19 protein-coding genes and 1 pseudogene are annotated in these 18,814 nt (G+C 60.2%); 15 read left to right on the plus strand and 5 right to left on the minus strand.

What is annotated here, in order from left to right; translation table 11 throughout:
* The first annotated feature begins 6 nt into the window (after nt 1-6).
* The 8 genes from AC0T4W_RS12060 to hemN all read left to right on the plus strand — a co-directional run bounded on the left by AC0T4W_RS12060 (nt 7) and on the right by hemN (nt 8,190).
* Nucleotides 7-192 (plus strand): cbb3-type cytochrome oxidase subunit 3, encoded by a 186-nt coding sequence (locus AC0T4W_RS12060; protein ID WP_476319180.1) that lies wholly within the window; start codon nt 7-9, stop codon nt 190-192.
* Complete coding sequence (gene ccoP / locus AC0T4W_RS12065; protein WP_476319181.1) at nt 189-1,178, plus strand: cytochrome-c oxidase, cbb3-type subunit III; 990 nt, start codon at nt 189-191, stop codon at nt 1,176-1,178. The genes AC0T4W_RS12060 and ccoP overlap by 4 nt, the downstream gene beginning before the upstream one ends.
* Nucleotides 1,179-1,314: 136 nt before the next feature.
* Nucleotides 1,315-2,727 (plus strand): cytochrome c oxidase accessory protein CcoG, encoded by a 1,413-nt coding sequence (gene ccoG / locus AC0T4W_RS12070; protein WP_476319182.1) that lies wholly within the window; start codon nt 1,315-1,317, stop codon nt 2,725-2,727.
* Between the two features lie 12 nt (nt 2,728-2,739).
* A complete protein-coding gene (locus tag AC0T4W_RS12075) occupies nt 2,740-3,264 on the plus strand; it encodes a FixH family protein (protein ID WP_476319183.1) in 525 nt (174 codons plus the stop codon).
* Nucleotides 3,265-3,272: 8 nt separating this feature from the next.
* Complete coding sequence (locus tag AC0T4W_RS12080) at nt 3,273-5,738, plus strand: heavy metal translocating P-type ATPase (protein ID WP_476319184.1); 2,466 nt, start codon at nt 3,273-3,275, stop codon at nt 5,736-5,738.
* Between the two features lie 82 nt (nt 5,739-5,820).
* Nucleotides 5,821-6,039, plus strand: coding sequence for a cbb3-type cytochrome oxidase assembly protein CcoS (gene ccoS, locus AC0T4W_RS12085; RefSeq protein ID WP_476319185.1), 219 nt, complete (start codon nt 5,821-5,823; stop codon nt 6,037-6,039).
* Nucleotides 6,032-6,715: a sulfite exporter TauE/SafE family protein gene (locus AC0T4W_RS12090; protein ID WP_476323615.1), complete on the plus strand. Its 684-nt coding sequence runs from the start codon at nt 6,032-6,034 to the stop codon at nt 6,713-6,715. Before ccoS ends, AC0T4W_RS12090 begins: the two co-directional genes overlap by 8 nt.
* Before the next feature lie 92 nt (nt 6,716-6,807).
* On the plus strand, nt 6,808-8,190 hold the full coding sequence (gene hemN / locus AC0T4W_RS12095; protein ID WP_476319186.1) for an oxygen-independent coproporphyrinogen III oxidase: 1,383 nt from the start codon (nt 6,808-6,810) through the stop codon (nt 8,188-8,190).
* 17 nt (nt 8,191-8,207) lie between these two features.
* On the opposite strand, the gene AC0T4W_RS12100 is transcribed toward hemN, so the two are convergent.
* Entirely contained in the window at nt 8,208-8,672 is a 465-nt protein-coding gene (locus AC0T4W_RS12100; RefSeq protein WP_476319188.1) for a hypothetical protein, read from the minus strand.
* A gap of 154 nt (nt 8,673-8,826) precedes the next feature.
* Here AC0T4W_RS12100 and fnr point away from each other — a divergent pair, with 154 nt between their 5' ends.
* From fnr to AC0T4W_RS12120, 4 genes are all read left to right on the plus strand, one after another.
* Complete coding sequence (gene fnr, locus AC0T4W_RS12105; RefSeq protein ID WP_476319190.1) at nt 8,827-9,561, plus strand: fumarate/nitrate reduction transcriptional regulator Fnr; 735 nt, start codon at nt 8,827-8,829, stop codon at nt 9,559-9,561.
* Between the two features lie 28 nt (nt 9,562-9,589).
* Nucleotides 9,590-10,138 (plus strand): adenine phosphoribosyltransferase, encoded by a 549-nt coding sequence (locus AC0T4W_RS12110; RefSeq protein WP_476319191.1) that lies wholly within the window; start codon nt 9,590-9,592, stop codon nt 10,136-10,138.
* Between the two features lie 97 nt (nt 10,139-10,235).
* Nucleotides 10,236-11,051 (plus strand): ion transporter, encoded by an 816-nt coding sequence (locus tag AC0T4W_RS12115; RefSeq protein WP_476319192.1) that lies wholly within the window; start codon nt 10,236-10,238, stop codon nt 11,049-11,051.
* A gap of 301 nt (nt 11,052-11,352) precedes the next feature.
* Complete coding sequence (locus tag AC0T4W_RS12120) at nt 11,353-12,183, plus strand: metal-dependent hydrolase (protein WP_476319193.1); 831 nt, start codon at nt 11,353-11,355, stop codon at nt 12,181-12,183.
* 264 nt (nt 12,184-12,447) lie between these two features.
* Here AC0T4W_RS12120 and AC0T4W_RS12125 read toward each other — a convergent pair whose 3' ends face one another.
* Nucleotides 12,448-13,170 (minus strand): TetR family transcriptional regulator, encoded by a 723-nt coding sequence (locus tag AC0T4W_RS12125; RefSeq protein ID WP_476319194.1) that lies wholly within the window; start codon nt 13,168-13,170, stop codon nt 12,448-12,450.
* Nucleotides 13,171-13,285: 115 nt separating this feature from the next.
* Between AC0T4W_RS12125 and AC0T4W_RS12130 the strand changes: the two are divergent.
* The 3 genes and pseudogenes from AC0T4W_RS12130 (at nt 13,286) to AC0T4W_RS12140 (ending at nt 16,409) form a co-directional block, all read left to right on the plus strand.
* Nucleotides 13,286-14,840: pseudogene (locus AC0T4W_RS12130) on the plus strand (flavin-containing monooxygenase).
* Nucleotides 14,837-15,721 carry an SDR family NAD(P)-dependent oxidoreductase gene (locus AC0T4W_RS12135; protein ID WP_476319195.1) on the plus strand — a complete coding sequence of 295 codons (885 nt, stop codon included), beginning with the start codon at nt 14,837-14,839 and terminating at the stop codon, nt 15,719-15,721. Before AC0T4W_RS12130 ends, AC0T4W_RS12135 begins: the two are co-directional and overlap by 4 nt.
* Nucleotides 15,722-16,196: 475 nt before the next feature.
* The gene (locus AC0T4W_RS12140; RefSeq protein WP_069516724.1) at nt 16,197-16,409 is read left to right on the plus strand and encodes a cold-shock protein; all 213 of its coding nucleotides are present in this window, start codon (nt 16,197-16,199) and stop codon (nt 16,407-16,409) included.
* 76 nt (nt 16,410-16,485) lie between these two features.
* Here the strand turns inward: AC0T4W_RS12140 and AC0T4W_RS12145 are convergent, their stop codons facing one another.
* From AC0T4W_RS12145 to AC0T4W_RS12155, 3 genes are all read right to left on the minus strand, one after another.
* Nucleotides 16,486-17,634, minus strand: coding sequence for an acyl-CoA dehydrogenase family protein (locus AC0T4W_RS12145; protein ID WP_476319196.1), 1,149 nt, complete (start codon nt 17,632-17,634; stop codon nt 16,486-16,488).
* 108 nt (nt 17,635-17,742) lie between these two features.
* Nucleotides 17,743-18,342, minus strand: coding sequence for a recombination mediator RecR (recR, locus tag AC0T4W_RS12150; protein ID WP_476319197.1), 600 nt, complete (start codon nt 18,340-18,342; stop codon nt 17,743-17,745).
* Nucleotides 18,343-18,485: 143 nt separating this feature from the next.
* A complete protein-coding gene (locus tag AC0T4W_RS12155; protein ID WP_007162246.1) occupies nt 18,486-18,812 on the minus strand; it encodes a YbaB/EbfC family nucleoid-associated protein in 327 nt (108 codons plus the stop codon).
* Nucleotides 18,813-18,814: the final 2 nt, after the last annotated feature.

Genomic DNA, 18,814 nt, shown 5'->3' on the forward strand with positions numbered 1-18,814 from the left:
CGCGCGATGGACATCGGGACTATTCGTGGCATAGGCACAGCAGTGGTGTTCATCGCCTTTATCGGCGTGGTGCTCTGGGCCTACAGCAGCAAGCGTAAATCCAGCTTCGACGAGGCCGCTAACCTGCCCTTCGCCGACGATCCCAAACCCGTTGATCGTGACGAGCAATCTTCCAGGAGCAATAACCAATGACCACGTTCTGGAGTTGGTACGTAACCATTCTGTCTCTGGGCACCATCTTTGCCCTGACTTGGCTGATCTTCGGCACCCGCAAGGGCCAGCGCGAAGAAACCACCGAAGAAACCGTCGGCCACTCCTTCGACGGTATCGAAGAGTTCGACAACCCGCTGCCCAAGTGGTGGTTCATGCTGTTCCTCGCCACCATCATCTTCGCCCTCGGCTACCTGGTGCTCTACCCGGGCCTGGGTAACTTCAAAGGTTTGCTGCCGGGCTACGACTACCTCGACACCAAGGCCGAAACGCCCTTCGCCACCACTATCCAAATTGCCGGTGGTGTAGAGCGCAATGCAGGCTGGACCGGCGTGCACCAGTGGGAAAAGGAAATGGCCAAGGCTGACGCTCAGTACGGGCCGATCTTCGCCAAATATGCTGCCATGTCAATCGAGCAAGTGGCCCAAGACGAGCAAGCGCTGAAAATGGGCGGCCGCCTGTTTGCTTCCAACTGCTCGGTTTGCCACGGCTCCGACGCCAAGGGCGCCTATGGCTTCCCGAACCTGACCGACAAGGATTGGCTGTATGGCGGCGAGCCGGAAACCATCAAGACCACCCTTATGGCCGGTCGCCAGGGGATGATGCCTGCACAACTGGATGCACTGGGCGAGCAAGGTATCCGCAACGTGGCAGGCTACATCCGCAGCCTGTCCGGTTTGAAAAACCCGGAAGGTATCGCGGTTGACCTTGCCGCAGGTCAAGACATCTTCGCGAGCAATTGTGCAGTCTGTCATGGCGCTGAAGGTAAGGGCCAACAGGCCATGGGCGCACCCAACCTGACCGACAAAGTTTGGCTCTACGGCTCCAGCTTCGCTCAGGTACAACAAACGCTGCGCTATGGCCGTAACGGCAAGATGCCAGCCCAGGCTGACTTCCTGGGCAACGATAAAGTGCATCTGCTGGCGGCTTATGTGTACAGCCTGTCGCAAGCAAAACCCGAGAAGTAATTCTCCAGCCCGGCAGGCGCGACCGCAGGTCGCACCTGCCAGGCAATCGTCAGGCGTACCATAGCGCAAGAGCCCGTATGACCCCGGCCGGCACGTATCGACCAGGGCAGCCAATCAACCGCCGTGGTACACACTGATGAGTGCACAGATTCCAGTTAAAGACGTCACCCCTGCCCCGGCCAAGGTCGAAGTTGTTGACCTGTACGCCAACCGCGAGAAAATCTACACCCGCTCCTTCACCGGCATCTTCCGCAACCTGCGTATGCTCGGTGGCGCAGCCCTCTTCCTGTTGTACTTCGGCACCGTATGGTTGACCTGGAATGGCCGTCAGGCCGTCTGGTGGAACCTGCCGGAGCGCAAGTTCTATATTTTCGGCTCCACCTACTGGCCGCAGGATTTCGTTCTGCTCTCGGCGCTGTTGATCATTGCCGCCTTCGGCCTGTTCTTTATCACCGTGTTCGCCGGCCGCGTGTGGTGCGGCTATACCTGCCCGCAAAGCGTATTCACCTGGGTCTTCATGTGGGCGGAAAAGGTCACCGAAGGTGATCGCAACCAGCGCATGAAACTCGATAAGGCGCCGATGACCTCGCAGAAATTACTGCGCAAGCTGGCCAAGCACGGCATCTGGGTCGGTGTATCGCTGGTTACCGCGATTACTTTCGTCGGCTATTTCACGCCGATTCGCGAGCTGATCCCCGAGCTGTTCACCCTGCAAGCTGGCGGCTGGGCGCTATTCTGGGTCGGTTTCTTTACCCTCGCCACCTACGGCAACGCCGGCTACCTGCGCGAACAGGTGTGCATCTACATGTGCCCCTATGCGCGCTTCCAGAGCGTGATGTTCGACCAGGACACCCTGATCGTTTCCTACGACCCGCGCCGCGGTGAGAGCCGCGGCCCGCGCAAGCGCGATGCCGACTACAAGGCTGAAGGCCTGGGCGACTGCATCGACTGCAAGATGTGCGTGCACGTCTGCCCTACTGGCATCGATATCCGCGATGGTCTGCAGATCGAGTGCATCGGCTGCGCCGCCTGTATCGACGCCTGCGACAGCATCATGGAGAAGATGAACTACCCCAAAGGGCTGATCAGCTACACCACCGAGCACAACCTCTCCGGGCAGCAGACCCAGCTGGTTCGTCCGCGCCTGATCGGTTACGCCATTGCCCTGCTGGCAATGTTCTGCGTCTTCGCCTGGGCCATCGCCGACCGCTCGCTGGTGGAACTGGACGTGCTCAAAGACCGCGTGCTCTACCGCGAGAACGAAGAAGGCCGGATCGAGAACGTCTACACCCTGAAGATCATGAACAAAGCCCAGCACGAGGTCACTTACCTGATCGAAGCCGATGGCCTCGACGGCTTGGTCTACGAAGGCAAACGCGAGATCAAGGCGATTGCCGGCGAAGTGTTGTCGCTGCCGGTCGAGCTGTCCATCGATCCAGAAAAACTGCCTTCGAGCACCAATGAAATCACCTTCCGACTGCACTCGGTGGATGACCCAAGTATCAAAACCGACGCCGCCAGCCGCTTTATCGGCCCCAGCGTGCGCTGATTAGAGAAGCCCATGTCTGAACCCATAGCTGAAAAGAACCCCGAGATCATCAAGCCCTGGTACAAGCAATTCTGGCCCTGGTTCCTGATTGGCCTGCTGGCCTATTCAGTGGTCCAGGGACTGACCCTGCTGACCATCGCCACGAAGAACCCGCCGGGGCTGATCTCCGATGACTATTACGATGTCGGCAAAGGCATTAACCAGTCCCTGGAGCGAGAAAACCACGCCATTCGCCTCAAGCTGCACGCCAGCCTGGTGCTCAACGATGACAACGGCACCGCCACTCTGCAGTTGAGCGGCAACAGCCGTCCGCAGCAGTTGGTGCTTAACCTGATCTCGCCGACCCAGCCGGAGCGTGACCGCCGGGTGATTCTGCAACCGCAGGCTGATGGCAGTTACAGCGGACAGATGATCGACGCAGTAGCAGGCCGACGTTTTGTCGAGCTGATCGGCCAGGAAGGTGGCAAGGACTGGCGCCTCTTCGAAGAAGAAAACGTGAAAGGCGGGCAGACCATCAGCCTCGGGGATGCTCAATAAGCACACCGATGGCCAGCCCGACTCCTTGCTACCACTGTGGCCTGCCGGTACCCGCCGGCAGCCGTTTCCAGGCTCAGGTACTGGGCGCAACCCGCGAGATGTGCTGCCCGGGCTGTCAGGCAGTGGCCGAAGCCATCGTCAGCGGCGGTTTGGAGCACTACTACAAGCACCGCAGCGAAAGCGCCGCCAACCCACAAAACCTGCCCCAAGCCCTGCCCGATGAGCTGGCGCTGTATGACCGCAGCGACGTGCAGCAGCCCTTCGTCGAGCATGACGGCGAACTCAGTGAAACCTGCCTGCTGATCGAAGGCATCAGCTGCGCGGCTTGCGGCTGGCTGATTGAAAAGCACCTGCGCGGCCTGCCCGGCGTCAGCGAGGCGCACCTCAACCTGTCCAACCACCGCCTGCAGGTACGCTGGGCCGACAGCCAGCTGCCGCTCAGCAGCCTGCTAAAGGCGCTGCGCAAGATCGGCTACGCCGCCCACCCCTGGCAAGCCGATGCCGCCGCCGAACAGCTGCAACGCGAGAACCGCCGCGCCATGCGCGAGCTGGGCGTAGCCGGCATGCTGTGGATGCAGGTGATGATGGCGACCATGGCCACCTGGCCGGAATTCAATATCGACCTCAGCCCCGAGCTGGACAAGATCCTGCGCTGGGTCAGCCTGTTTCTTACCACGCCGATTGTCTTTTACTGCTGCGGTCAGTTCTTCCGGGGCGCGCTGCGCGATCTGCGCACCCGCCACCTGACCATGGACGTATCGGTGTCCCTGGCCATCGGCGGGGCCTATGTGGCCGGCATCTGGTCGACTGTAACCGGCCAGGGTGAACTGTATTTCGATGCCGTGGGCATGTTCGCGCTGTTTCTCCTGGCCGGCCGCTACCTGGAACGCCGCGCCCGCGAGCGCACGGCGGCCGCCACTTCGCAACTGGTCAATCTGCTGCCGGCCTCATGCCTACGCCTAGATGTCGACGGCCAGAGCCAACGCATTCTGCTGAGCGAGCTGCACGTCGGCGATCAGGTACTGGTGCCGCCTGGCGCCCTACTGCCCGCTGACGGGCGAATTGTGCAGGGCCAGTCGAGCGTCGATGAATCACTGCTCACCGGCGAATACCTGCCGCAGCCGCGTAATGTCGGCGACAGCGTCACTGCCGGCACTCTCAATGTCGAAGGCCCGCTGGCCGTGCAGGTGCAGGCCCTTGGCGACGCCACCCGGCTGTCGGCCATCGTCCGCCTGCTGGAGCGGGCGCAGAGCGACAAGCCGCGCCTGGCAGTACTGGCTGATCAGGTCGCACAGTGGTTCCTGCTCATCGTGCTGATCGTGGCGGCCATCGTCGGCCTGGTCTGGTGGCAACTCGATCCTTCACGTGCATTTTGGATCGTTCTTTCTTTGCTGGTCGCCACTTGTCCTTGCGCACTGGCCCTGGCCACGCCCACGGCGCTGACCGCCGCCACCGGCTCACTGCATAAGCTGGGCATGCTGCTGACCCGTGGTCATGTGCTGGAAGGCCTCAACCAGATCGACACCCTGGTGCTGGACAAAACCGGCACCCTCACCGAAGGCCGCCTGACCCTCAGCGCCATCCATCCGTTGCGTGAGCTGGATGCCGACAGCTGCCTGGCCCTGGCCGCTGCCCTGGAAAACCGCTCCGAACATCCAATCGCCCGCGCCTTCGGCCAGGCACCGGAGGCCGCAGAAGCAGTCGACAGCCATCCGGGCCTGGGCTTGCAAGGGCGTGTCGGCGGCCGGGTGCTGCGGATCGGCGAGGCCAATTTTGTCTGCGCACTCAGCACTCACCCCGCCCCTACGATTAGCGGCGAACACGGCCAATGGTTGCTGCTGGGCGATGAGCAAGGGCCGCTGGCCTGGTTCGTGTTGAATGACCGCCTACGCGACGATGCGCCGCAATTGATCGATATGGCCAAGACCAAAGGCTGGCAAATTATGCTGCTGTCCGGCGACAGCTCGCCCATGGTCGGCGAAGTGGCGCGTCAGTTGGGCATCATTGATGCTCGTGGTGGCCTCACTCCGGATGCCAAGCTGGCGGTGCTCAAGCAACTGCACAGCCAGGGCCGCCGGGTACTGATGCTGGGCGACGGGGTTAATGATGTGCCGGTACTCGCCGCCGCCGATATCAGTGTGGCCATGGGCAGCGCCACCGATCTGGCGAAAACCAGCGCCGATGCGGTACTGCTGTCCAACCGACTGAGCAGCCTGGTGCAGGCGCTACACATGGCGCAACGAACCCGCCGCATTATCATCGAGAACCTCACCTGGGCCAGTCTGTACAATGGCCTGGTGCTGCCCTTCGCTGCCATCGGTTGGATCACCCCGATCTGGGCCGCGCTGGGTATGTCGGTCAGCTCGCTGCTGGTGGTGGTTAACGCCCTGCGCCTGACTCGAGTCCGTCCCGTAGGTTGGGTTGAGAAGCGTAGCGACGAAGCCCAACATATCCAGACCGCTGATAGGGTCTGAGCCACGACACGTTGGGCTTCGCTACGCTCAGCACCAACCTACGCGGCACAGCGTTCAATACCCAGACTCACCCGGAGACTCCATGCCCGCCCTCTATATCCTGATCCCGGTCGCCATCGCCCTAGTGGGCTTTGCCATCTGGCTGTTCTTCTGGGCGGTGGACAGCGGTCAGTACGACGACCTCGACGGCCCCGCGCACAGCATCCTGTTCGACGACGAAGACCCCAAGCACCAGGCTGCGGTCAATCAAGTGCAACAAGAGGATCAGTTCAAGGACTCAGGTGACAAGCCCGGTGCTTGAGCTGCTGCCGCTGCTGGTTTCGGCACTGATTCTCGGCCTGCTCGGCGGCGGTCATTGCCTAGGGATGTGCGGTGGCCTGATGGGCGCGCTGACCCTGGCCATCCCGCCCGAGCGGCGCGCACAACGCTTTCAACTGCTGCTGGCCTACAACTTGGGGCGCATTTTCAGCTACAGCCTGGCAGGCCTGCTGCTTGGCCTGGCCGGCTGGGCAGTCGCCAATAGCCCACTGGTAACCGGTCTGCGTGTGGTGGCCGCGCTGTTGCTGATTGCCATGGGCCTGTACCTGGCCGGCTGGTGGAGCGGCCTGACCCGTATTGAAGCCCTCGGCCGTGGCCTGTGGCGATATATCCAACCGCTGACCCGCCGCTTTATGCCGGTCACCAGCCTGCCGCGCGCCCTGGTGCTCGGCAGCCTGTGGGGCTGGCTGCCCTGCGGCCTGGTTTACAGCACCCTGCTGTGGGCCGCCAGCCAAGGCAATGCGTTGAGCAGCGCGGCGCTGATGTTTGCCTTCGGCCTCGGCACCCTGCCGGTGCTGTTGGCCACCGGCATGGCTGCCGAACGCCTGACCGCCCTGCTGCGCAAGCAAGGCGTGCGCATGGCAGGCGGTATTCTGGTGATTCTGTTTGGCCTGTGGACCCTGCCCGGCCCGCACCAGCACTGGCTGATGGGCCACTGAGCGATAACCGGCCGCGTTGATACAGGTCAAAACACCCCAGGCGCGCCACTCTTAGACTCCCCGGTATTGAAGGCCAAACCGGGAATACCCGTATGCTCAACGCCATCCAGTGGGACAGCACCCTGATCCGTCGCTATGACCAGGCCGGCCCCCGCTACACCTCCTACCCGACCGCCGTGCAGTTCCATGAGCGGGTTAGCCAGTTCGACCTGCTGCATGCCCTGCGTGACAGTCGCCAAGCTCAGCGGCCACTGTCGTTGTACGTGCACATCCCGTTCTGTGCGCACATCTGCTACTACTGCGCCTGCAACAAGGTAATCACCAAGGATCGTGGCCGCACCCCGCCCTATCTGGAAAAGCTTGAGCGCGAAATCGAGATTATCGGCCGCCATCTGGACAAGCGGCAGAAGGTCGAGCAGCTGCACTTTGGCGGCGGCACGCCGACCTTTCTCAGCCACGATGAACTGCGCCATCTGATGGGCCACCTGCGCCAGCACTTCAACCTGCTGGATGACGACACAGGCGACTACAGCATCGAGATCGACCCGCGCGAAGCCGACTGGTCGACCATGGGCCTGCTCCGCGAGCTGGGTTTCAACCGCGTCAGCCTGGGCGTGCAGGACCTCGACCCGGCCGTGCAAAGAGCGGTCAATCGCCTGCAGACCCTGGAAGAAACCCGCGCCATCGTCGAAGCCGCACGCACTCTGCAGTTCCGCTCGGTAAATATCGACCTGATCTACGGCCTGCCACTGCAAACCCCCGAGCGTTTCGCCCGCACCGTGGCCGAAGTGATTGCCCTGCAACCTGATCGCTTGTCGCTGTTCAACTACGCCCACCTGCCGGAGCGCTTTATGCCGCAGCGGCGGATCAATACCAGCGAGCTGCCCAGCCCAGGCGACAAGCTGGCCATGCTGCAGGCCAGCATCGAGCAGCTGAACGCGGCGGGTTACCGCTATATCGGCATGGATCACTTTGCCCTGCCCGACGACGAGCTGGCCAGCGCCCAGGAGGATGGCAGCCTGCAACGCAACTTCCAGGGCTATACCACCCACGGTCATTGCGACTTGATCGGTCTAGGGGTGTCCTCGATCAGCCAGATTGGTGACCTCTACTGCCAGAACAATAGCGACCTGAGTAAATACCAAGACAGCCTTGCTCATAACGAACTGGCCACCGTGCGCGGCCTGCATTGCGATGCCGACGATCGTTTGCGTCGGGCGGTGATCCAGCAGCTGATCTGTCATTTCCAGTTGCGCTTTGCCGATATCGAACAGGCCTATGCCATCGATTTTCGCAGTTACTTTGCCGAGGTCTGGCCGCAACTGCAGCAGATGGCCAGTGATGGGCTGATCGAGCTGACTGCCCAAGGTATCGAGGTGCGGCCAGCGGGCCGCCTGCTGGTGCGCTCGCTGTGCATGCTATTTGATCGCTACCTCAGCGAGCTGAATCAGCAGCGCTTTTCCCGGGTGATCTAGCAGGCCTGCTGGCGGGGTTATTTCATCAATAAGCTGGACACTTCCTGCATCTGCTGATCGCTCAGGTTCTGCTCACGCATGGTCTTGATCAGCGTTGCGCTGGCGCTGCTCAATGCGCCCTGCAGCGAGGCCAGCTCGCCGCGCAGCATTTCTATCTTTATGCGTTTGGCCTCGGGGTCTAGGCTCTGATCGCTCATCACCTCCTCCAGCTCGGCTTTCTTCGCCGCGATCTGCGCCTTGAGCTCGCGAATCATCTTGAGAATAACCTTGAGCGCATCCGGCAAGCTGCTCTCATCGATGTCCTTATTCTTCTGTGCGGCAGCGGAACGCGCCTTTCCCAGCTGCGACAGGCTCACCCGCAGGCTGTCACGCAGCGCCTGCTGATCACCCTCGCGGCTCTCCACGGCGTTTTCGGCCATAGCATTCTTGTGCTCCAGCGCCAGGTTTATGCGGGCGCTCAAGTGGGTCGATTCCAGACGCATGCGAATGCTCCTTGCAGATATTGAAAGCCGCATGGCTTATCGGCCGCACAAGATAAAACTTGAACAATCGATCAAACTTGCGACTTGGTGGCCCTGCCCTGCGCCCTGCTGTAACCTTGACGCTATTACGTGCTTACCCTCAGGATCGCCAGCGATGTCCGAAAACATCAAGTTGCATACTCCACATCAGGCCCACTGCAAGGATTGCAGCCTGGCGAGCTTGTGCCTGCCGCTGTCCCTGAACCTGGAAGACATGGACGCGCTCGACGAAATCGTCAAACGCGGCCGCCCGTTGAAGAAAGGCGAATTCCTGTTCCGCCAGGGCGATGTCTTCAACTCGGTGTTCGCTGTGCGTTCCGGCGCGCTAAAAACCTTCAGCCTAAGCGACGGCGGCGATGAGCAGATCACCGGCTTCCACCTGCCCAGCGAGCTGGTCGGCCTGTCCGGCATGGACAGCGAACTCTACCCCGTATCGGCGGTGGCGCTGGAAACCACCTCGGTGTGCGAAATCCCCTTCGAGCGCCTTGACGAGCTGTCGGTGCAACTGCCGCAATTGCGCCGCCAACTGATGCGCGTCATGAGCCGGGAGATCCGCGACGATCAACAAATGATGCTGCTGCTGTCGAAGAAAACCGCTGATGAACGCATCGCCACCTTCCTGGTCAATCTCTCGGCACGCTTCCGCGCGCGCGGCTTCTCGGCCAATCAGTTCCGCCTGGCCATGTCGCGCAACGAAATTGGTAACTATTTGGGCCTTGCGGTGGAGACCGTATCGCGGGTATTTACCCGCTTCCAACAGAACAAGCTGCTCGAAGCCGAAGGTAAAGAAGTGCATATTCTCGACCCCATCGAGCTGTGCGCCCTGGCCGGCGGCAACCTCGACGGCTGATCGCCCCGCACAGCGCAGGACCTTGCCGATGATCTTCGACGAATTCACTATCAAAACCCTGATCCGCCCGGTGCCGGATTTTCCCAAGCCGGGGGTAATCTTTCGCGATATCACCCCTCTATTTCAGTCACCCCGCGCCCTGCGCATGGTGGCTGACAGCTTTATCCAGCGCTATGTCGAGGCCGAGTTCAGCCATATCGGCGCCATGGATGCGCGTGGTTTTTTGATCGGCTCGATCATTGCCTATGAGCTGAACAAGCCGCTGATCCTCTTTCGCAAACAAGGCAAACTGCCCGCCGACGTGCTCAGCGAGCGCTACCAGACCGAGTACGGCGAAGCCAAACTGGAAGTGCACGCCGACAGCCTCTGTGAAGGCGACAAGGTGCTGATTTTCGATGACCTGATCGCCACCGGCGGCACCCTGCTAGCCGCTGCACAACTGGTACGACGCATGGGCGCGAGCATCATCGAAGCCGCCGCAATCATCGACCTGCCCGAGCTGGGCGGCTCACAAAAGCTGCAAGACAGCGGCATCCCCACCTTCGCCCTGACCCGTTTCGCCCTCACCGACCGATAAATCCGCCCCAAGGCCCTGACGGCAGCGCTGCATGTCCGGGCCTGGCTGACCTGTACGAACTCACTCGCCCACCGCTTACGCAAGTACCCCACAGACCATGAATGAAATACCCATGAACCCGACGTCCAGCCACTGGCGCTTGCGCCTCGGCGCGCTGATGGAAAGCACAGCCGTCACCCGCCTGGTGACCGCCCTGATCGTGCTCAACGCGGCGATTCTCGGCATCCAGACCTACCCCGGCCTGATGGCTGACTGGGGCGAGTTATTGCTGGCGCTGGATCAACTGATTCTCGCGGTATTTATCCTGGAATTGGCGCTACGCTTTATCGCCCGTGGTCTGGGCCTGCTGCGCGATCCCTGGGCGGTATTCGATTGCCTGGTGGTGGGCGTGGCTCTGGTGCCGTCTAGCGGGCCATTCGCCGTACTGCGTGCGCTGCGCGTGTTGCGTGTGCTGCGGCTGATCTCAATTAACCCGAATATGCGCCGGGTGGTCGAGGCCCTGCTGTCCTCGCTGCCGGGCATGGGCAGCATCGCCATGCTGCTCGGTCTGGTGTTTTACGTAGCGGCGGTGATGGCCACTCAGCTGTTCGGTGAAGCCTTTCCCGAGTGGTTCGGTAGCCTCGGCGCCAGCCTCTACACCCTGTTCCAGGTGATGACCCTGGAAAGCTGGTCGATGGGTATCGTGCGCCCGGTGATGGAGCAGTTCCCGCTGGCGTGGATGTATTTCCTGCCGTTTATCCTGATTGCCACCTTTATGATGCTTAACCTGTTTATCGCCGTGGTGGTCAATGCCATGCAGACCACCCATGAACAGGAAGCCAAACTGGCGCCACCTTCGCCCACCGAGCAACTGCTGCTCGATGAACTGCGCGCTCTGCGCAGCGAAGTGGCCGAGTTGCGCCAGCAGCGCTGAGGCCAACGACTGCAAGACCGCGCATCAGTACTGCATCGCCCGACCGCGATGCAGTACTGACCTACGCCATGACCTACCTTCTCGTGGCTAGCTCCCGCCCGAAAGGGCCTGAGCCTGACGAACTGTCCGACAACTATCCATAAGTTGGTCCAATTCCAGCCGCTCTGGCCAGGAATGACCTCGCGCCTAAAGCGTCCACGGCTAAAGATAAATCACGGCCTAAGACAGCCCAGCCTGTCGTCCCAAGCCCCATAACAAGAGCGGTCGCGAACCGCGACCAATATGCCGAGGAGTCGCCCTTATGACAGCCAAAACCAGCACCCCAACCGCCAGCTTTCCGGTGCGCCGCATGGACTTCAGCTTCGCCGAAAGCCAGAAGTTCTGGTTTGCCGGCGACCCGTTTATGAGCCACTTCATGAACAACCTGTCGTCATTGTTTCCCTATGGCGAGAAATTCTTCGTCGACAGCGTGCGTGCCGTGCGCGAGCAGGTCACCGAGCCGCAATTGAAGAAGGACATCAGCGCCTTTATCGGCCAGGAAGCCATGCACTCCAAGGAGCACGCGGCCTATAACGACTACGCCGCCGAACACAACATCGACCTGGAACTGCTGGAACTGCGCATTAAGGTGCTGCTGGAGTGGGTGACCAAGATCACCACCAAGAAGCAGCGCCTGGCAGCCACCTGCGCTCTGGAGCACTTCACCGCAACCATGGCCGAGCAATTGCTGCAGCGTGAAGACCTGACCACCCAGATGAACGACCCCAAGCTTTATCAGCTGTGGATGTGGCACGCGATCGAGGAAAACGAGCACAAGGCGGTCTGCTACGACGTGTACCAGCAGGTTTACGGCGGCTACTTCACCCGCGTGGGCATGATGGCGATTTCCACGGTGATCTTCTTCAGCGTGATCGGCTGGTTCCAGGTACACCTGCTACGCAAGGACGGCCAACTGTTCAACTGGCGCAGCTGGGGTAAAGGCCTGAAAACCCTGTTCGGCCCACGTAACGGCTTTCTGACCAAGCTGATCCTGCCGTACCTGGACTACTACCGCCCCGGCTTCCACCCCTTCGACCATGACAGCAAGGCGCTGGAACAGCGCTGGCGCCAGCGTTTGGGCTTTAACAACTGATTATCAGCCCAGTAAAAGAAAACCCGGCATTAGCCGTAATGCTGTTCACATAAGAGAAGTGCCGCTTCTCCCTTGCCAGGAAAGCGGCATTTTTTTGTGCCCAGAGCCCTAGGATAGGTGGGGCCGCCTAGGTGCCAATCCATCTGCCTGGACTACCGCCCAGTTGCAGACTTCAAAATTCGCCGCACAGTGGGCCGGAAAGCTGCTCAACTTAAGTGAACAGCATTGGGCATCTGCCGGTTTTCTTATTGGCTCGATACTGCCCTACTCAACCGGCAACTTAAGCTGCCCCAGGCCCTGCAGTACGCTGGCCCCGGTGAACAACATCACGACCTGCTCTTCGGCCAGCGCGCAGATCGCCGCTTGCCGGTCGGGCTGGCCGATATAGTCCAACGACAGTTGGAACAGGTTGCGGCTGATCAGGTTCGACACCTGCAGCACCACCGCCGGATTGACCATTTCCGGCAGCAGTTTGAAGGCAATGATGTCCTCGGCCATGTCCGCGCCAAACTCATCCATCACCTCCTGCAGTGCCGCCCGCAATACGGCAGAGGCGCCATGCAGTTCGCGCACGCCGAGGATAAAGGCTTCGGGGTTTTGCGCGACGAAATCAAAGAACAGCTGCACGGTTTCATGGCACACCCGCCTGCCGCGTTGCAGATCGATGCCAAACAGCATCGGCGAGCTTGCCTGAGCCGACTGCACCGCCCGCTCCGCCGCTTCCCGGCGTAGGTCGCGCAGCGGTTGGCGCAGCTGGGTGGAGATCTGGCGGATCACCGTCAGGCCCAGGTCATCCACATCCTTGAAGTGCCTATAGAAGGTATTGGGGTTTAGCCCGGCTTCACGGGCCAGCTCACGCAGGCCCAGATTACTCAGGCTGCGGCTGGTTGAGGTGAGACGTAACGCGGCCTCCAGTAACAGGGTCTTGCCCGGGGCCTCGGTGGCTCTTTGCGCAGCCGGTGGCTGCTCGTCGGCGGCTGTTTGCATGACGAACTCTACCTAAAAGTTGGCTTGTGAGCATGACGCTTGCTGGCGAGTATACATTTGTCTACTTTGGTATACAGCTGTATACGCCAGCAATAAACATAACAGGAGCTTGGCCATGAATGCACCCGCCTCACCCCCTTCTGCCACCCGCCACTGCAAGGTCGCTATTATCGGTACGGGCTTCTCTGGCCTGGGCATGGCCATCCGCCTGAAGCAGGCCGGCGAACATGACTTCCTGCTGTTCGAGAAAGAAGCCGGCGTCGGCGGCACCTGGCGGGTGAACAACTACCCAGGGTGCGGTTGTGACGTGCAATCACACCTCTACTCCTTCTCGTTCGAGCAGAACCCCGACTGGACACGTATGTTCGCCAAGCAGCCGGAAATTCAGGGCTATCTGGAAGGCTGCTGGAGCAAATACCACCTGCAGAACCACACCCAGCTGAACACCGAAATAACCCGCATGGCCTGGGATGAACAGCAAGAGCGATGGCAGATCAGTGACAGCGCCGGTAACCATTACAGCGCGCAGTTCGTGGTATCCGGCATGGGTGCGCTGTCCACCCCATCGATTCCGGCGCTCAAGGGCCTGGGCGATTTTACCGGCAAGATCTTCCACTCACAGCAGTGGGATCACAGCTATGACCTCACCGGAAAACGCATCGCAGTCATCGGCACCGGCGCCTCCTCAATCCAGTTCGTGCCGCAAATCCAGAAGCAGGCCAGCCAACTCGATCTGTACCAGCGCACCGCGCCGTGGATCATGCCCAAGCCCGATCGCGCCATCAGCGAGCGCGAGCGCAGCCGCTTCAAGCGCTTCCCATTGCTGCAGAAACTCTGGCGCGGCGCCATCTATGCCATGCTGGAAAGCCGGGTAATCGGCTTTGCCATGCTGCCCAAGGTGATGACCCTCGCCCAGAAAGTCAGCAAGTGGCACATCAATAAGCAGATCAAGGACCAGGTCCTGCGCGCCAAGGTCACCCCGGATTACCTGATGGGCTGTAAGCGCGTACTGATCTCCAACGATTACTTCCCGGCGTTGACCCAGCCCAACGTCGACCTGATCACTGACGGTATCGAGGAAATCCGCAGCGGCAGCATCCGCACCATGGACGGTAAAGAGCGCGAGATCGACGCGATCATCTTCGGCACCGGTTTCACCCCAAGCGATCCGCTGCCGCGTGGAACAGTGTTTGGCCGTGGCGGCGTCGACTTGCTTGACACCTGGCCAGAAGGCCCGCAGGCCTACAAAGGCACCCTGACCGCCGGCTTCCCTAACCTGTTCTTCCTGATGGGCCCTGAATACCGGCCTTGGCCACAATTCGATGGTTTATATGATCGAGTCGCAGATCCACTACGTGCTCGGTGCGCTCAAGCTAGTTGGCGAGCAAGAGCTGCAGAGCCTGGAGGTCAAACAGGCAGTGCAGGACCGGTTCAACGGCAAGCTGCAGGGCAGCCTGGGCAACACCGTGTGGAATGCCGGCGGCTGCACCAGTTGGTACCTGCACCCGGTAAGCGGTCGTAACTGCACGGTATGGCCCGGCTTTACCTGGCGCTTCCGCCTGCTGACGCGCACCTTTGACCCAGCGTCCTATCATTTCAGCCGTAAACACGCGGCACACCCGGCGCAGAACAGCGCCGTTCAGTTGACTGCCCAGGAGGCCAGCGCATGAAGTCGTTTGAAAACAAGGTAGCCGCCATCACCGGCGCCGGTTCCGGCATTGGCCGTGCCCTGGCCTTCGGCCTGGCTCGTCAGGGTTGCCAGTTGGCGCTCTGCGATGTGAATGCCGAAGGGCTGGCCGAGACGGTCGCCCAGGCGCGCAAACTTGGGGTGAAGGTCAGCGAAACCCTGGTCAACGTCGCCGACCGTGAAGCGGTGCATGCCTGGGCAGATCAGGTGGTGGCCGAGTTCGGCCGGGTCAACGCGATCTTCAACAACGCCGGCGTGGCCCAGGGCGGCACTGTCGAAGGCAATGACTACGCCGACTACGAGTGGATCATGAGCATCAACTTCTGGGGCGTGGTCAACGGCACCAAGGCCTTTCTGCCGCATATCAAGGCCAGCGGCCAGGGCCATATCGTCAACGTCTCCAGCGTCTTCGGCCTGTTCGCTCAGCCGGGTATGAGCGCCTACAACGCCAGCAAGTTTGCTGTGCGCGGCTTTACCGAGTCGCTACGCCAGGAGCTGGACATGGCCGATTGCGGCGTATCGGCCAGCTGCGTGCACCCGGGCGGCATCAAGACCAATATCGCCAAGACCGCACGGATGAACGCCAGCCTCAGCAGCGTCACCGGCCAGGATGCCGACAAGGCACGCCAGCAGTTCAACGACCAGTTGCTGCGCACCACCCCGGAGAAAGCCGCACAGGTGATCATCAACGGCGCACTGGCGAACAAGCGGCGCATCCTGATCGGCCCGGACGCCTACGCCTTGGATGGCATGCAGCGCCTCTGGCCGGCGCTCTACCAGCGCCTAGTTACCGCCTCCATGCGTTTGGCCGCACGCTTCGCACCGAAAGGCTCAAGCAAGAAAGCCCAGGCAGCCGTGGAATAATCGGCTACCGCCTAAGCCCCAGCGCCGCAGGCGTCTGGGGCTTTTTTATGCCTGCCATCCTTGGCTGATCACGTCCAAGCGGCGGTAATCCGCGTTACCGCCCGCCAAGCAGCAGCCGTGCGCCCTTCTCCGCTAAAAATCGACCTCTGGCAGCAGGCTGAAACACAAACGCCCCGGCTCTTTTCAAGAGCACCGAGGCGTCTTTCATCGGTCCGATTACAGGCTTTGCGGGTAAAACCGAGCAAAACCCATCAACGGCAACAACATTTAGTCGATGCTTAACCGCGCTACAGCCCAGGAAAATAGGGCTTCGAGGGGTTAGAAGTAGAGAAAATTATGAATAATTAACGTTAAACCCAACACTTCTCGTAAAAACGGCCTATTATGGCTGAGCTGACTTGTAGTTATCAGCAAAACCGCATAGGTGCTATGAGCACTCTGGCACCGCACTTCGTATCGATTTAAGAGACACACCATGGCAAATCGCGAAACTGGCACCGTCAAATGGTTCAACGATGAGAAAGGCTTCGGCTTCATTACCCCGACTAACGGCGGCGATGATCTCTTCGTTCACTTTAAAGCCATCCAAAGCGACGGTTTCAAAAGCCTGAAAGAAGGCCAGACTGTTACCTACGTGGCCGCTCGCGGTCAGAAAGGTATGCAAGCTGAAGAGGTACAGGTGGCTTAAGCCCCTGTCCTGCTTTTAAAACAAACCCCGCGGCCGCGGGGTTTGTTTTATCTACTGTTTGGAAAACTCAGCTGCTCTATAAACCCATCTGCTTGCTGATGATCTCGTTCATGATTTCACGCGAGCCACCACCAATCGACAGAATGCGGTTATCGCGGTACAGCCGCTCCACCAGGCTTTCGCGCATGTAACCCATGCCCCCCATGATCTGCACCGCATCGTAGGTCAGCCGATCAGCCACATCAGTGGCAAAGTTCTTGGCCATGGATATTTCCTTGATCACGCTTTTACCCGCTGCCATCTTCGCCGCTTGCCGATAGGTAAAGTCACGCGACACTTCCAGCTGGGTCGCCATCTCCGCCAAGCGATGCTTGAGCACCTGGAACTTGCCGATAGGCTTACCGAACGCTTCGCGCTCCTTGGCCCATTTCAGTGCTTCCTCTAGCGCCAACTGCGCCGTCATATTGGCCATGACCGCCAGCGACAGCCGCTCGCTCTGAAAATTGGCCATGATGCAGGCAAAACCCATGTTCTCGGCACCGATCAGGTTACCTACCGGCACCCTGCAATCATCGAAGAACAGCTCCGCCGTATCCGACGCCCACCAGCCCATCTTCTTCAGCTTGCGCCCCACGGTGAAGCCTGGTGTGCCCTTCTCCACCAGCAGCAGGCTGACGCCGCCAAAACCATCGCCACCTGTACGCACGGCAACGGTGTAGTAATCCGCACGCACACCACTGGTGATAAAGGTTTTGCTACCGGTGACGCGGTAGAAGTCGCCATCTCGCACCGCGCGGGTTTTCAGGTTAGCCACATCCGAACCACCGGACGGCTCGGTCACCGCCAGCGCCATGATTTTCTCACCAGCCAGCACCTGCGGCACGATGCGCTCGCGTAGCTCCGGCCTAGCCCACTTCACTACAGGCGGTAAACCGATATCCAGCGAACCAAGCCCTGCCACCAGCCCACCAGAGCCTGAGCGCATCAATTCCTCACTGGCCGCGACCTTGGCGAACACATCGCCTTCATGGCTACCGCCAAAAGCCTCCGGGTAGCCGATCCCGAGAATCCCCGCAGCACCGGCCTTGAGATAGAGCTCACGAGGAAACTCCTCAGCTTCTTCCCAATCATTGATATTTGGCAGAATCTCGCGCTCGACAAAACGCCTGACAGAATCACGCACCAACTGATGGGATTCGTCGAAATATTCCTGAAAGACAGACATGAGGTATTTCCACTGAGGTTTCAGGGAAATTACCAAGCGCTTGCTTGGTTTACAAGGAGAGGATTACGCCATGCACAAAGGCGATCAAGCCACCCGCAAGTTGTGGGCCTAGAGCTGAATAGGACGACGCCCAGCAATCGAGTGCGCGAGGGTACCACCGTCAACCAACTCCAGCTCGCCCCCCAACGGCATCCCGTGGGCAATGCGTGAGGCAATCAGGCCTTTACCCGCCAGCAACTGAGCAATGTAATGCGCGGTGGCCTCGCCCTCCACCGTTGGATTGGTAGCCAGAATCACCTCGGTGAAACTGCCTGCAGCGATCCGCGCTAGCAGCTCGGGAATGCCAATCGCTTCTGGACCCAGGCCGTCGAGCGGCGACAAATGCCCCTTGAGCACAAAGTAGCGCCCGCGAAAACCGGTGTGCTCAACCGCATACACATCCATTGGCCCTTCAACCACGCACAACAGGCTGTCATCGCGCCGCAGGTCCAGGCACAGCTGGCACACCTCGTCCTCACTCAGGCTGCGGCACTGCTTGCAATGCCCAACTCCCTCCATAGCCTGAGTCAGCGCCTGGGCCAGGCGCAAAGCGCCGGAGCGGTCACGTTCGAGCATTTGCAGGGCCATACGCTGAGCAGTCTTCTGCCCTACACCGGGAAGAATGCGTAGAGAATCGATCAGGTGGCGGATCAGCGGGCTGAAACTCATGGGGAGGTACTCGACGACTACAACGCTTACCAACAAAACCCTGCAAGGCTATTGGGCCCTGACAGGTAAAGGCCCAATCAGGCGCGGGCAGAGGATTCCCACACCTGTTTGCAGCGCAGCCATATGCGCTGATCCGATACTTTTTAGAACGGCATTTTGAAGCCTGGTGGTAACTGCATGCCAGAAGTCATACCAGACATCTTGTCCTGGCTGTTCTGCTCGATCTTGCGTACGGCATCGTTTACCGCTGCGGCGATCAGGTCTTCAAGGATCTCCTTGTCTTCCTGCATCAAGCTGTCATCCAGACTGACACGCTTGACGTCATGACGCCCAGTCATAACCACACTGACCAGCCCAGCACCGGATTGACCGGTTACCTCGGCATTCGCCAGCTCTTCCTGCATCTTCTGCATTTTTTCCTGCATTTGCTGCGCCTGCTTCATCAGGCCGGCCATGCCACCTTTCATCATGG

The sequence above is a fragment of the Pseudomonas sp. C7.1 genome (assembly GCF_056312395.1).